The organism is Pseudomonas sp. Fl5BN2 (genome assembly GCF_009908205.1).
Lineage (GTDB): Bacteria > Pseudomonadota > Gammaproteobacteria > Pseudomonadales > Pseudomonadaceae > Aquipseudomonas.
This window is the reverse complement of sequence record NZ_JAAARL010000026.1, coordinates 74,300-87,069: the sequence shown is the minus strand read 5'-3', so window position 1 is coordinate 87,069 and position 12,770 is coordinate 74,300. Positions and strand designations below refer to the sequence as shown.

The 12,770-nt window shown below is 59.1% G+C and carries 13 protein-coding genes; 10 read left to right on the top strand and 3 right to left on the bottom strand.

Going from position 1 to position 12,770, the window contains the following annotated elements; genetic code table 11:
* Positions 1-44 precede the first annotated feature (44 nt).
* The gene (locus GV819_RS28240; RefSeq protein WP_161759316.1) at positions 45-386 is read right to left on the bottom strand and encodes a zinc ribbon domain-containing protein YjdM; all 342 of its coding nucleotides are present in this window, start codon (positions 384-386) and stop codon (positions 45-47) included.
* A 121-nt stretch (positions 387-507) separates the two neighbouring features.
* On the bottom strand, positions 508-1,476 hold the full coding sequence (locus GV819_RS28235) for a polyprenyl synthetase family protein (protein WP_161759315.1): 969 nt from the start codon (positions 1,474-1,476) through the stop codon (positions 508-510).
* Positions 1,477-1,855: 379 nt separating this feature from the next.
* Between GV819_RS28235 and rplU the strand changes: the two genes are divergently transcribed.
* From rplU to GV819_RS28210, 5 genes are all read left to right on the top strand, one after another.
* Positions 1,856-2,170 carry a 50S ribosomal protein L21 gene (gene rplU / locus GV819_RS28230; RefSeq protein ID WP_003176051.1) on the top strand — a complete coding sequence of 105 codons (315 nt, stop codon included), beginning with the start codon at positions 1,856-1,858 and terminating at the stop codon, positions 2,168-2,170.
* Between the two features lie 36 nt (positions 2,171-2,206).
* Positions 2,207-2,464 (top strand): 50S ribosomal protein L27, encoded by a 258-nt coding sequence (gene rpmA, locus GV819_RS28225; RefSeq protein ID WP_003176049.1) that lies wholly within the window; start codon positions 2,207-2,209, stop codon positions 2,462-2,464.
* Positions 2,465-2,659: 195 nt separating this feature from the next.
* The gene (cgtA, locus tag GV819_RS28220) at positions 2,660-3,883 is read left to right on the top strand and encodes an Obg family GTPase CgtA (protein WP_161759314.1); all 1,224 of its coding nucleotides are present in this window, start codon (positions 2,660-2,662) and stop codon (positions 3,881-3,883) included.
* Between the two features lie 185 nt (positions 3,884-4,068).
* Positions 4,069-5,187, top strand: a complete 1,119-nt coding sequence (proB, locus tag GV819_RS28215; RefSeq protein WP_161759313.1) for a glutamate 5-kinase — start codon at positions 4,069-4,071, stop codon at positions 5,185-5,187.
* A 10-nt stretch (positions 5,188-5,197) separates the two neighbouring features.
* Positions 5,198-5,659, top strand: a complete 462-nt coding sequence (locus GV819_RS28210) for a CreA family protein (RefSeq protein ID WP_161759312.1) — start codon at positions 5,198-5,200, stop codon at positions 5,657-5,659.
* A 115-nt stretch (positions 5,660-5,774) separates the two neighbouring features.
* On the opposite strand, the gene rpsT is transcribed toward GV819_RS28210, so the two are convergent.
* The gene (gene rpsT / locus GV819_RS28205) at positions 5,775-6,053 is read right to left on the bottom strand and encodes a 30S ribosomal protein S20 (protein WP_003215870.1); all 279 of its coding nucleotides are present in this window, start codon (positions 6,051-6,053) and stop codon (positions 5,775-5,777) included.
* A 251-nt stretch (positions 6,054-6,304) separates the two neighbouring features.
* Here rpsT and murJ point away from each other — a divergent pair, with 251 nt between their 5' ends.
* The 5 genes from murJ to fkpB all read left to right on the top strand — a co-directional run bounded on the left by murJ (position 6,305) and on the right by fkpB (position 12,712).
* A complete protein-coding gene (gene murJ / locus GV819_RS28200) occupies positions 6,305-7,843 on the top strand; it encodes a murein biosynthesis integral membrane protein MurJ (RefSeq protein ID WP_161759311.1) in 1,539 nt (512 codons plus the stop codon).
* Positions 7,844-7,972: 129 nt separating this feature from the next.
* Positions 7,973-8,917, top strand: a complete 945-nt coding sequence (gene ribF, locus GV819_RS28195) for a bifunctional riboflavin kinase/FAD synthetase (protein ID WP_178126115.1) — start codon at positions 7,973-7,975, stop codon at positions 8,915-8,917.
* A gap of 13 nt (positions 8,918-8,930) precedes the next feature.
* Complete coding sequence (gene ileS, locus GV819_RS28190) at positions 8,931-11,762, top strand: isoleucine--tRNA ligase (protein ID WP_161759309.1); 2,832 nt, start codon at positions 8,931-8,933, stop codon at positions 11,760-11,762.
* Positions 11,755-12,267 (top strand): signal peptidase II, encoded by a 513-nt coding sequence (gene lspA / locus GV819_RS28185; protein WP_161759308.1) that lies wholly within the window; start codon positions 11,755-11,757, stop codon positions 12,265-12,267. Before ileS ends, lspA begins: the two co-directional genes overlap by 8 nt.
* Positions 12,260-12,712, top strand: a complete 453-nt coding sequence (gene fkpB, locus GV819_RS28180) for an FKBP-type peptidyl-prolyl cis-trans isomerase (RefSeq protein WP_161759307.1) — start codon at positions 12,260-12,262, stop codon at positions 12,710-12,712. The genes lspA and fkpB overlap by 8 nt, the downstream gene beginning before the upstream one ends.
* Positions 12,713-12,770: the final 58 nt, after the last annotated feature.

Sequence of the window (12,770 nt, the reverse complement as noted above, 5' to 3'; positions counted from 1 at the left end):
TTGGGGGGGGATCCTCTCGCGGCGGGCGCGAGAGGGAGCGCAAGTCAAACTTTACGGACGAATTCGGACTTGAGCTTCATCGGGCCGATGCCGTCGATCTTGCAGTCGATATCATGGTCGCCATCGCACAAGCGGATATTCTTGACCTTGGTGCCGACCTTGACCACCAGGGAGGTGCCCTTGACCTTGAGGTCCTTGATCACGGTGATGGTGTCGCCGTCTTGCAGCACGTTGCCCACCGAATCTTTCTTCACGGCTTCATCGGATGCGGCTTCGGCTTCGCCGTTGGCGGACCACTCGTGGGCGCACTCAGGGCAGATCAGCTGGGTGCCGTCCTCGTAGGTGTATTCGGAATTGCATTTTGGGCAGGGTGGCAAAGTGCTCACTTAAGCTCCTCAAAGTCAGGATGGCTAAAAGCGCACATTATATAGGGTTTTGCAGGGCCGGGGGGCGATGAGGCGTTGCGTCGACAAGCCGGCTCCTGCGGCTAGCAGGAGCCGGATCTTCTTAGTGAGTGCGGGCTACGGCAAATTCGCTCAGCTCTACCAGGGCATCGCGGTACTCGCTGGGTGGCAGGGCCTCCAGGCAGGTAATGGCGCGAGCGACGTAGTCGCGGGCCAGTTGCGCGGTGTAGTCCAGAGAGCCTGAGGCCTCAACGGCTGCACGGATGCTCTCCAGGTCTTCGATGCCACCCTTCTGGATGGCCTGGCGAACCAGGGCCGCTTGCTCCGGAGTGCCTTCGCGCATGGTGTAGATGAGCGGCAGCGTGGGCTTGCCCTCGGCCAGGTCATCTCCGACGTTCTTGCCCAGCGTCTCGGCGTCGCCGCGGTAGTCCAGCAGGTCGTCCACCAGTTGGAAGGCTACGCCCAGGTGATCGCCGAAGGTACGCAGTGCCTCGGCTTGTTCCTGTGTCGCACCGGCCAGGGCGGCGGCGCTGTGGGTCGAGGCTTCGAAGAGCATCGCAGTCTTGCCGCGGATGACTTCCATGTAGGTTTCTTCGGTGGTGCTGGCGTCACGCACCTTGGACAGCTGCAAGACTTCGCCTTCGGCGATGATCCGGGTGGCCTGGGACAGGATGCGCATGACCGGCATCGACCCCAGTTCAACCATCATCTCGAACGAGCGGGAATACAGGAAGTCACCCACCAGTACGCTGGGCGCGTTGCCCCACATGGCATTGGCCGTCGAGCGGCCACGGCGCATGCCGGACATATCGACCACGTCGTCGTGTAGCAGGGTGGCGGTGTGCAGAAACTCGATGGTAGCGGCCAGCAGGCGCAGGTCATCGCCTTCTCGGCCCAGGGCCTTGCCACACAGCAGCACTAATAAAGGACGCAGGCGTTTGCCTCCGGCCGAAGTGATGTAGTCGCCGATTTTTGATACCAGCGGTACTCGGGAAGTCAGCTGTTTCTTGATGATGCCGTCGACGGCACTAAAATCGTCCGCCACCGTGCGGTAGAAAGCTTGGGGTTGCATCAGCGACAGGTGCTCCAGAAGGGTTGCGCGGCATGCTAGGACCCGCGTCCGCAGGTGTCAAGGCGCGGTCCGGGGCGGTTAAAGCACCGGCAGGCGGTAATTTGTCAGGGTAAAACACTGAGGTATAGTCTTTTGCAGTCATGAAACCCTGATTTCAGAGGGCTCCTTTTCTCGCCAAAAGGGCGCGGCACAGTCCCCGGCGACGCCTGAACGGCACTTGCATCGCCATTGTGCCTTGCGTACAATCGCGCACCCTGAACTTCCTGGGCAGCACCTGCCTTACGCAATTGCACTTGGGCCGTTCCAGCCCCATGCAGCCATGCCAGCCAATACCTCTTCTTATAAAGAGCTGGGTGAGCAGGATTATCGGAGAAATACCATGTCTTATGCAGTAATCGTTACTGGCGGCAAGCAGTACAAAGTCGCTCCAGGTGAATACCTGAAGATCGAAAAACTGGAAATCGCTACTGGCGAATCCGTTACCTTTGATCGCGTTCTGTTGGTTGCCAACGGTGACGACGTGAATATCGGTGCTCCTGTTGTTGCTGGCGCTACCGTTGTGGCTGAAGTGATCTCCCAAGGTCGTCACGATAAAGTCCGCATCATCAAGTTCCGTCGTCGTAAGCACCACATGAAGCGTATGGGCCACCGTCAGTGGTACACCGAGATCAAAATCACCGGTATTCAGGCTTAATTTTCAGCCTAATCCCCTTTTTGGAGAATTGAACTCATGGCACACAAAAAAGCTGGTGGTAGTACCCGTAACGGTCGCGACTCAGAGGCTAAACGCCTTGGCGTGAAGATGTATGGCGGCCAGAAAATCATTCCGGGCAACATCATCGTGCGTCAGCGCGGCACCCAATTCCACGCTGGCTACGGCGTTGGCATGGGTAAGGATCACACCCTCTTCGCGAAAATCGAAGGCGTGATCAAGTTTGAAGTAAAGGGCGCTTTCAACCGCCGTTACGTGAGCGTCGTCGCAGCTTAATTGCGCGATCGCTGGAAAAGCCCTGTCTCGCGACGGGGCTTTTTCGTTTGTGGGATGAGTCTCTTGCAAAGCTGTTTGTACGGGCTGCCAGCGTTGGATGTTTCGGTCGTTGATTGAGGTCGCGGCGCTCATTTTTGCAAGAGTCTTATGTCTTAGTGTTTTTCAGCTCGCCCGAGCGGCGAGAGGCGTTTGATCATGAAGTTTGTAGATGAAGTTTCGATTCGAGTAAAAGCTGGTGATGGCGGTAATGGCTGCATGAGTTTCCGTCGGGAAAAATTCATCGAAAACGGTGGCCCTAACGGCGGTGACGGCGGTGATGGCGGCTCGATTTACCTGATTGCCGATGAAAACCTCAACACTCTGGTGGATTACCGCTATACCCGGCATTTCGATGCCGAGCGTGGTTCCAACGGCGGCAGCACCGACTGTACTGGCAAGAAGGGTGAGGATCTGGAGCTGCGGGTTCCGGTAGGCACCACGATAATCGATGCCGGTACTCAGGAGGTCATTGGCGACCTGGCCAAGGCTGGCCAGCGTCTGATGGTCGTGCAGGGCGGTTGGCATGGTCTGGGTAATACCCGTTTCAAGTCCAGTACCAACCGGGCTCCACGTCAGACCACTCCTGGTAAGCCGGGTGAGCAGCGTGACCTCAAGCTGGAATTGAAAGTGTTGGCGGATGTCGGTCTGTTGGGCTTGCCGAATGCTGGCAAGAGTACCTTTATTCGTTCGGTTTCCGCGGCCAAGCCGAAAGTGGCTGACTATCCGTTCACGACCCTGGTGCCGAACCTTGGTGTGGTCAGTGTCGACCGTTGGAAGAGCTTTGTGATTGCCGATATTCCAGGCCTGATCGAAGGTGCCTCCGATGGTGCTGGCCTGGGGATCCGCTTCCTCAAGCACTTGGCTCGTACTCGCATTCTGCTGCACTTGGTGGATATGGCTCCGCTGGATGAAACCAGTCCGGCAGATGCGGCGGAAGTGATTGTCAGCGAGCTGGTCAAGTTCAGCCCGTCCCTGGCGGAGCGTGAGCGTTGGTTGGTGCTGAACAAGTGCGATCAGATTCTTGAAGAAGAGCATGAAGAGCGGGTCAAGGAGATCGTAGATCGCTTGGAGTGGACTGGGCCTGTGTATGTGATCTCGGCCATCTCCAAGGATGGTACCGAGCGCTTGAGTCGCGACATCATGCGTTATCTGGAGGATCGTGCTGATCGTCTGGCGGCCGATCCGGTCTTTGCCGATGAGTTGGCTGAGCTGGATCAGCGCATCGAGGATGAGGCGCGTGCCCAGTTGCAGGCTCTGGATGATCAGCGTGCCTTGCGCCGCAGTGGTGTGAAGAGCGTCCATGACATCGGTGACGATGATTGGGATGAAGAAGATGTGGATGATGAGGATGGTCCGGAAATCATTTACGTCCGCGACTGATTCCGTGGTCGTGGGCTGGTCTGCGAAGACGGTTTATCTGGTTTGATGCGGTGTTATCATCGCTGGCAAGCCAGCTCCCAAGGCGCCGCTCATTTGAGCGGCGTTTTGGTGTCTGCAAGGTGCAAATACGAATAATCCCATGGGGGGCGCTCGGTCGCGTCGCTCGCTGGCAAAGGTTGAATAAGATGCGGAGCAAGGTGACGGGTGCGCAGCGCTGGGTCGTGAAGATCGGCAGTGCACTGCTGACGGCGGATGGCAAAGGGCTGGATCGCGCGGCAATGGGCGTGTGGGTCGAGCAGATGGTGGCGTTGCACGAGGCTGGCGTCGAGTTGGTGCTGGTTTCCTCGGGTGCCGTGGCGGCCGGTATGAGTCGCCTGGGCTGGACCGCACGACCGAGTGCGATGCATGAGCTGCAGGCGGCTGCGGCCATCGGCCAGATGGGCTTGGTGCAGGCCTGGGAGTCAAGCTTTGCCGAGCATGGCCGGCATACGGCGCAGATTCTCCTGACTCATGATGACCTGTCTGATCGCAAGCGTTACCTAAATGCCCGCAGTACCCTGCGGGCGCTGGTGGAGCTCAAGGTGATTCCGGTGATCAATGAAAACGACACCGTGGTAACCGATGAAATCCGCTTTGGCGATAACGACACCTTGGCGGCGCTGGTGGCTAACCTGGTGGAGGCTGATCTGCTGGTGATCCTTACTGATCGTGACGGTATGTTCGATGCAGATCCGCGTAGCAATCCCGATGCTCAGCTGATTTACGAGGCGCGAGCTGATGATCCTGCCCTGGATGCGGTGGCTGGTGGTACTGGCGGTGCCCTGGGGCGTGGCGGTATGCAGACCAAGTTGCGTGCCGCGCGTTTGGCGGCGCGTTCCGGGGCGCACACCATCATTGTTGGTGGGCGCCTGGAGCGAGTGCTGGATCGCCTGAAGGCGGGTGAGCGCCTCGGTACCCTGCTGTCGCCAGAGCGCGGCATGCTGGCGGCGCGTAAGCAGTGGCTGGCAGGGCATCTGCAAACCCGTGGCACTCTGGTGTTGGATGAGGGGGCGGTATCGGCCTTGTCCCAGGGCAACAAAAGTTTGCTGCCTGTGGGGGTCAAGCAGGTCCAGGGCGGTTTCCGTCGTGGCGAGATGGTGGTTTGCGTGGCGCCGGATGGTCGTGAGATTGCTCGTGGCCTGGCTAACTACAGTGCGCTTGAGGCGCAGAAGATTATCGGTCAGTCGTCTGATGCGATTGTCGGTGTCCTGGGTTACATGGCTGAGCCGGAACTGGTTCACCGCGATAACCTGATTCTGGTGTAAGGAAAAGCGAATGCGTTTGGCAAAAGTATTGTTGGGTTTGCTCATGGCGATGCCGTTGGTGGCGTCGGCGGAGGAGATTGGCCAAGTATCTACGGTGTTCAAGTTTGTCGGGCCGAACGACCGGATTGTGGTCGAGGCGTTCGACGATCCCAAGGTTGAAGGGGTGACGTGTTACCTGTCGCGGGCCAAGACCGGCGGCCTCAAGGGTGGGCTTGGCTTGGCGGAAGATCGCGCAGAGGCGTCCATCGCTTGTCGTCAGGTGGGACCGATCGCGTTCAAGGGTGAGCTCAAAGACGGTGATGAGGTGTTCAAGGAGCGCACGTCGCTGGTGTTCAAGACCATGCAGGTGGTGCGCTTCCTGGATAAGAAGCGCAATACTCTGGTGTACCTGGTCTACAGCGATCGCTTGATCGAGGGCAGTCCGCAGAATGCGGTGACGGCGATCCCGATCCTGCCTTGGCCGCATCAGTGAGGCATTGATTGTTGGCGGGCCGGCTCCCGTGGATAGAGGAGCTGGCTTGCGGGTTGGGTAAATCGCAGGCAATAAAAAACCGACCCTTGGGTCGGTTTTTTAACAAGCGTGTCGCTTAGGCTGCAGCAGCAAGGTTCAGAGCCTTGATGTGGCCATTCAGACGACCTTTATGGCGAGCAGCTTTGTTCTTGTGGATGATGCCTTTATCGGCCATACGGTCGATAACTGGTACGGCCAGAACATAAGCAGCTTGCGCTTTTTCGGCGTCTTTTGCGTCGATGGCTTTCACTACATTCTTGATGTAGGTACGAACCATGGAACGCAGGCTGGCGTTGTGGCTGCGACGCTTCTCAGCCTGTTTTGCACGTTTTTTGGCGGAAGGTGTGTTGGCCACCGTCGAGCTCCTCGAAAGACTTTTTGGGAAATAGCAAACAAAATAGGCCGCGAATCATGCCGATGAGTTGAAGTCTTGTCAAGGGCGGGTGATGCGTTCCGCTGAGTGGTCGATCTGAAGAGGCGGGATATTTATTTCCGGCGCTTGACCTGTAAACTCGCGAGCTTTGGCTCTGTGCTGTTGCGGCGCGGAGTATCGCATAAGTGGGCGTCATTTCGCCTGCTGTTTATCTACAGGCAAACAACCTTTTCATGAATCTGCTCAAGTCGTTGGCCGCGGTCAGCTCTATCACGATGCTTTCCCGGGTGCTGGGGTTCGTCCGTGACACCCTCATCGCGCGCATATTCGGCGCCGGTATGGCCACGGATGCCTTCTTCATTGCCTTCAAGTTGCCCAATCTGTTGCGGCGGATTTTTGCCGAGGGCGCTTTTTCCCAGGCGTTTGTCCCGATCCTGGCGGAGTACAAGAGCCAGCAGGGCGAAGAGGCGACCCGTACCTTCATCGCCTATGTCTCCGGCCTGCTGACCCTGGTGCTGGCGGTGGTTACCGCGCTGGGCATGATCGCTGCGCCCTGGGTGATCTGGGCCACCGCGCCGGGGTTTGTCGATTCCCCGGAAAAGTTTGCCCTGACCTCCGATCTGCTCCGGGTGACTTTTCCTTATATATTGCTGATCTCCCTGTCCTCTCTGGCTGGGGCGATTCTCAATACCTGGAATCGCTTTTCGGTGCCGGCCTTCGTGCCGACCCTGCTCAACGTCAGCATGATTATCTTCGCGGTGTTCCTGACGCCTTACTTCGATCCGCCAGTGATGGCGCTGGGTTGGGCGGTGCTGGCCGGTGGCCTGGCGCAGCTGCTTTACCAACTGCCGCACCTGAAGAAGATCGGCATGCTGGTGTTGCCGCGCCTGAATCTGCGGGATACCGGGGTCTGGCGGGTGATGAAACAGATGCTGCCGGCGATCCTCGGGGTCTCTGTCAGCCAGATCTCACTGATCATTAACACCATCTTCGCCTCATTCCTGGTGGCCGGATCTGTGTCCTGGATGTATTACGCCGACCGCCTCATGGAGTTGCCATCCGGCGTGCTGGGTGTCGCGCTGGGCACCATCTTGCTGCCGACCCTGGCCAAGACCTATGCCAGCAAGGACCGCCATGAGTACTCGCGGATTCTCGATTGGGGTCTGCGCCTGTGTTTCATCCTGGTGTTGCCGTGTTCCCTGGCGCTGGGGATTCTTGCCGAACCGCTGACCGTATCGCTGTTTCAATATGGTGAGTTCAGCGCCTTTGACGCATCCATGACTCAGCGTGCGCTGGTGGCCTATGCCGTGGGGCTGCTGGGGATCATTGTGATCAAGGTGCTGGCGCCTGGCTTCTATGCGCAGCAGAACATCCGCACGCCGGTGAAAATTGCCATTTTCACCCTGATCGTCACCCAGTTGCTCAACCTGGCCTTTATCGGCTCGTTGAAGCACGCCGGCCTGGCCTTGGCAATCAGTGTCGGAGCCTGCATCAACGCCGGCCTGCTGTTCTATCAATTGCGCAAGCAGCGGATGTTTCAGCCGCAGCCTGGCTGGGGAGGGTTTACCCTGAAGCTGTTGCTGGCAGTGGCGGTCATGTCAGCGGTATTGCTGGGGCTGATGCACTTTATGCCAGCCTGGGACCAAGGCCACATGCTCCAGCGCTTCCTGCGTCTTGGGGTTCTGGTGGTGGCCGGAGTGGTAGCGTATTTTGGCATGCTGGTCCTGCTGGGCTTCCGTTTGCGCGACTTCAATCGCAAGGCCTTGAACTGATGACTGTTTAGTCGTCGGGTTGGGCTGGACACTGGTTTTGTCGGTTCGATCACGTTGGGTGACGGTGCTGCCTGTCGTCGGCCGTCGGGTGTGGTTATAATCGACCACTTTATGAGCAAGAAGCGCGTTATGCAGCTGGTTCGAGGCCTCCACAATCTGCGCCCCCAGCATCGGGGGTGCGTCGCCACTATTGGCAACTTTGACGGTGTTCACCGTGGTCACCAGGCTATCCTGGGCCGGCTGCGTGAACGTGCGCTCGAGTTGGGCGTGCCCAGCTGCGTGGTGATTTTCGAGCCGCAGCCGCGGGAATTCTTTGCTCCCGATACCGCTCCGGCCCGTCTGGCTCGCTTGCGGGACAAGCTGCAGCTGCTGGCGCAAGCGGGCGTCGACCGGGTGTTGTGCCTGGCGTTCAACCAGCGCTTGAGCAAGCTCAGCGCCACCGAGTTCGTCGAGCGGATCCTGGTGGATGGCTTGGGAGTACAGCACTTGGAGGTCGGTGACGACTTCCGTTTTGGTTGCGATCGGGTCGGTGATTTCCAGTTCCTGCAGCAGGCTGGCGCTACTCACGGGTTTACCGTCGAGGCCGCGCAGACTGTTGAGCTGGATGGCTTGCGCGTCAGTAGTACCCAGGTCCGCAACGCCCTGGCGGCAGCCGATTTTGCCTTGGCCGAGCGCTTGCTCGGTCGCCCGTATCGGATCGCCGGTCGGGTCTTGCACGGACAGAAGCTCGCGCGCCAGTTGGGCACGCCTACTGCCAACGTGCAGTTGAAGCGCCGCCGTGTACCGCTTTCCGGGGTGTACCTGGTGAGCGTCGACATCGACGGGAAAACCTGGTCCGGTGTCGCCAATATAGGCGTTCGGCCCACAGTTGCAGGTGATGGCAAGGCCCACCTGGAAGTCCATCTTTTAGATTTTGCCGGCGACTTGTATGACCGGCGTTTGACGGTGGTTTTCCACCAGAAGCTGCGTGAAGAGCAGCGTTTCGCCTCCCTGGAGGCGTTGAAGACGGCGATCAATGCGGATGTTGCCGCCGCCCGTGCCCAAGTGGCACGTATCCATAGCGCCAATCGCTAATGAAGAGCCTTAAATGACCGACTATAAAGCCACGTTAAACCTTCCGGACACCGCCTTCCCAATGAAGGCCGGCCTGCCTCAGCGCGAACCACAGATTCTGCAGCGTTGGGACAGCATTGGCCTGTACGGAAAGTTGCGCGAGATTGGCAAGGATCGTCCGAAGTTCGTTCTGCACGACGGTCCTCCCTATGCCAACGGCTCGATTCACATCGGTCATGCGGTCAACAAGATTCTCAAGGACATGATCATCCGCTCGAAAACCCTGGCGGGTTTCGACGCGCCTTATGTTCCGGGTTGGGACTGCCACGGCCTGCCGATCGAGCACAAGGTCGAGGTGACCCACGGCAAGAACCTGTCCTCGGATCAGACCCGTGAGCTGTGCCGCGCCTACGCGTCGGAGCAGATCGAAGGGCAGAAGTCCGAGTTCATTCGCCTGGGCGTGCTGGGTGACTGGGCAAACCCTTACAAGACCATGAACTTTGCCAACGAGGCTGGTGAAATCCGTGCCCTGGCGGAAATGGTCAAGGGCGGCTTCGTGTTCAAGGGCCTGAAGCCGGTGAACTGGTGCTTCGACTGTGGTTCGGCCCTGGCTGAAGCGGAAGTCGAGTACCAGGACAAGAAGTCCGCCACCATCGACGTGGCCTTCCCAATCGCCGATGAAGACAAATTGGCCGCCGCCTTCGGCCTGGCCAAGCTGGCCAAGCCTGCTGCGATCGTGATCTGGACCACCACGCCTTGGACCATCCCGGCCAACCAGGCGCTGAACGTCCATCCGGAGTTCAACTACGCCCTGGTCGACGCTGGCGAACGCCTGCTGGTACTGGCCGAGGAGTTGGTGGAGTCCTGCCTGGCTCGTTACAACCTGGAGGGCTCGGTGATTGCCACAGCACCAGGTTCGGCGCTGGAGCTGATCAACTTCCGTCACCCGCTCTACGATCGCCTTTCGCCGGTGTACCTGGCCGAGTACGTGGAACTGGGCGCGGGTACCGGCGTGGTTCACTCGGCTCCGGCCTACGGTGTAGACGACTTCGTGACCTGCAAGCGCTACGGCATGGTCAACGACGATATCCTCAGTCCGGTGCAGAGCAATGGCGTCTATGCGCCTTCGCTGGAGTTCTTCGGCGGCCAGTTCATCTGGAAGGCCAACCCGGCCATCGTCGACAAGCTCAGCGAAGTCGGCGCGTTGATGCACACCGAAACCATCAGCCATAGCTACATGCACTGCTGGCGCCACAAGACGCCGTTGATCTATCGCGCGACCGCGCAATGGTTCGTCGGCATGGACAAGCAGCCAGAAACCGGCGACACCCTTCGCCAGCGTGCCCTGCAAGCCATCGAAGACACTCAGTTCGTACCAGCCTGGGGCCAGGCACGCCTGCATTCGATGATCGCCAACCGTCCAGACTGGTGCATCTCCCGCCAGCGCAACTGGGGTGTGCCAATCCCGTTCTTCCTGAACAAGGAAAGCGGCGAACTGCATCCGCGTACAGTTGAGCTGATGGAAGAGGTGGCCCAGCGCGTCGAACAGGAAGGCATCGAAGCCTGGTTCAAGATGGACGCTGCCGAGTTGTTGGGCGCCGAAGCGCCTCTGTACGACAAGATCAGCGATACCCTGGACGTTTGGTTCGACTCTGGTACCACCCACTGGCACGTGCTGCGTGGTTCGCACTCGATGGGCCATGAGACCGGGCCGCGTGCCGACCTGTACCTGGAAGGTTCCGACCAACACCGTGGCTGGTTCCACTCTTCGTTGCTGACCGGTTGCGCGATCGACAACCACGCGCCATACCGCGAACTGCTGACCCACGGTTTCACCGTGGACGAGAACGGCCGCAAGATGTCCAAGTCCCTGGGCAACGTGATCGCGCCGCAAAAGGTCAACGACACCCTGGGCGCAGACATCATGCGGCTGTGGGTTTCGGCCACCGATTACTCGGGTGAAATGGCTGTCTCCGATCAGATCCTGCAGCGTAGCGCCGACGCCTACCGGCGTATCCGCAATACTGCGCGTTTCCTGCTCTCCAACCTGAGCGGTTTCAACCCGGCCACCGACATCCTGCCAGCTGAAGAAATGCTCGCGCTGGACCGTTGGGCCGTAGACCGTACCTTGCTGCTGCAGCGCGAGCTGGAACTGCATTACGGCGAATACCGTTTCTGGAACGTCTACTCCAAAGTGCACAACTTCTGTGTGCAGGAGCTGGGCGGTTTCTACCTGGACATCATCAAGGATCGTCAGTACACCACGGGTGCCAACAGCAAGGCCCGCCGTTCGTGCCAGACCGCGCTGTACCACATCTCCGAAGCCCTGGTGCGCTGGATCGCGCCGATCCTGGCATTCACCGCCGACGAGCTGTGGCAGTACTTGCCGGGCGAGCGCAACGAATCGGTGATGCTCAATACCTGGTACGAAGGCTTGAGCGAGTTGCCGGAAGGCTTCGAGCTGGATCGGGCTTATTGGGACCGGATCATGGCGGTCAAGGTTGCGGTCAACAAGGAAATGGAAATCCAGCGCGCGGCCAAGGCCGTCGGTGGCAACCTGCAGGCAGAAGTGACGCTGTACGCCGAAGAGGCCCTGAGTGCCGACCTGGCCAAGCTGAGCAACGAGCTGCGCTTCGTGCTGATCACCTCGACCGCCAGCGTTGCACCGTTCGTGCAGGCGCCAGCCGACGCAGTGGAAACTGAAGTTGCCGGTCTGAAACTGAAGGTGGTCAAGTCGAACTTTGCCAAGTGCGCCCGTTGCTGGCACTGCCGTGAAGATGTCGGCGTGCACCCGGAGCATCCGGAAATCTGCGGTCGTTGCGTAGACAACATCAGCGGTGCAGGCGAGGTTCGTCACTATGCCTAACGCCGCGGGCCGTTTTGGCCGTCTGGGCTGGTTGTGGTTGAGCGTGCTGGTCCTGGTCATTGACCAGGTCAGCAAGTTCCACTTCGAAAGTTCGCTGACCATGTACCAGCAGATTGTGGTGATCCCGGATTACTTCAGCTGGACCCTGGCCTACAACACCGGTGCTGCATTCAGTTTCCTGGCTGACAGCTCAGGCTGGCAGCGCTGGCTGTTTGCCCTGATCGCGATTGTGGTCAGTGCGGTGCTGGTGGTCTGGCTCAAGCGCCTGGGGCGCAACGAAACCTGGTTGGCCATCGCCCTGGCCCTGGTGCTGGGCGGTGCCCTGGGCAATCTGTATGACCGCATCGCCCTGGGCCATGTGATCGATTTCATCCTGGTGCACTGGCAGAACCGCTGGTACTTCCCGGCGTTCAACTTCGCTGACAGTGCTATCACTGTTGGTGCGGTGATGCTGGCCCTGGATATGTTCAAGAGCAAGAAAACCGGAGAAGCCGTTCATGACTGAACAGGTATTGACTGAGCAACGCATCGGTCAGAACACGGAAGTCACTTTGCATTTCGCATTGCGCCTGGAGAACGGCGACACCGTAGACAGCACCTTCGACAAGGCCCCGGCGACCTTCAAGGTCGGCGATGGCAACCTGCTCCCAGGGTTCGAGGCCGCGCTGTTCGGCTTCAAGGCCGGTGACCAGCGCAAGCTGACCATCGAGCCGGAAAATGCCTTTGGCCAGCCCAACCCGCAGAACGTGCAGGTCATCCCGCGTTCGCAGTTCCAGGACATGGAACTGTCGGAAGGCCTGCTGGTGATCTTCAATGATGCGGCGAACACCGAATTGCCCGGTGTGGTCAAAACCTTCGATGACGCTCAAGTCACCGTCGATTTCAACCATCCGTTGGCGGGCAAGACCTTGACCTTTGACGTGGAAATCATCGACGTCAAAGCGCTTTGACAGCATCGCCGGCATGCCGCCCCTATTGTGTAGGAGTCGGCTTGCCGGCGATCCGCTG

What these genes read in the sequence shown, in the direction of transcription:
- ileS (WP_161759309.1), top strand. Translation starts at nt 8,931, where the DNA reads ATGACCGACTATAAAGCCACGTTAAACCTTCCGGACACCGCCTTCCCA.
- proB (WP_161759313.1), top strand. Translation starts at nt 4,069, where the DNA reads ATGCGGAGCAAGGTGACGGGTGCGCAGCGCTGGGTCGTGAAGATCGGC.
- GV819_RS28210 (WP_161759312.1), top strand. Translation starts at nt 5,198, where the DNA reads ATGCGTTTGGCAAAAGTATTGTTGGGTTTGCTCATGGCGATGCCGTTG.
- rplU (WP_003176051.1), top strand. Translation starts at nt 1,856, where the DNA reads ATGTCTTATGCAGTAATCGTTACTGGCGGCAAGCAGTACAAAGTCGCT.
- ribF (WP_178126115.1), top strand. Translation starts at nt 7,973, where the DNA reads ATGCAGCTGGTTCGAGGCCTCCACAATCTGCGCCCCCAGCATCGGGGG.
- rpmA (WP_003176049.1), top strand. Translation starts at nt 2,207, where the DNA reads ATGGCACACAAAAAAGCTGGTGGTAGTACCCGTAACGGTCGCGACTCA.
- GV819_RS28235 (WP_161759315.1), bottom strand. Translation starts at nt 1,476, where the DNA reads ATGCAACCCCAAGCTTTCTACCGCACGGTGGCGGACGATTTTAGTGCC.
- cgtA (WP_161759314.1), top strand. Translation starts at nt 2,660, where the DNA reads ATGAAGTTTGTAGATGAAGTTTCGATTCGAGTAAAAGCTGGTGATGGC.
- murJ (WP_161759311.1), top strand. Translation starts at nt 6,305, where the DNA reads ATGAATCTGCTCAAGTCGTTGGCCGCGGTCAGCTCTATCACGATGCTT.
- lspA (WP_161759308.1), top strand. Translation starts at nt 11,755, where the DNA reads ATGCCTAACGCCGCGGGCCGTTTTGGCCGTCTGGGCTGGTTGTGGTTG.
- fkpB (WP_161759307.1), top strand. Translation starts at nt 12,260, where the DNA reads ATGACTGAACAGGTATTGACTGAGCAACGCATCGGTCAGAACACGGAA.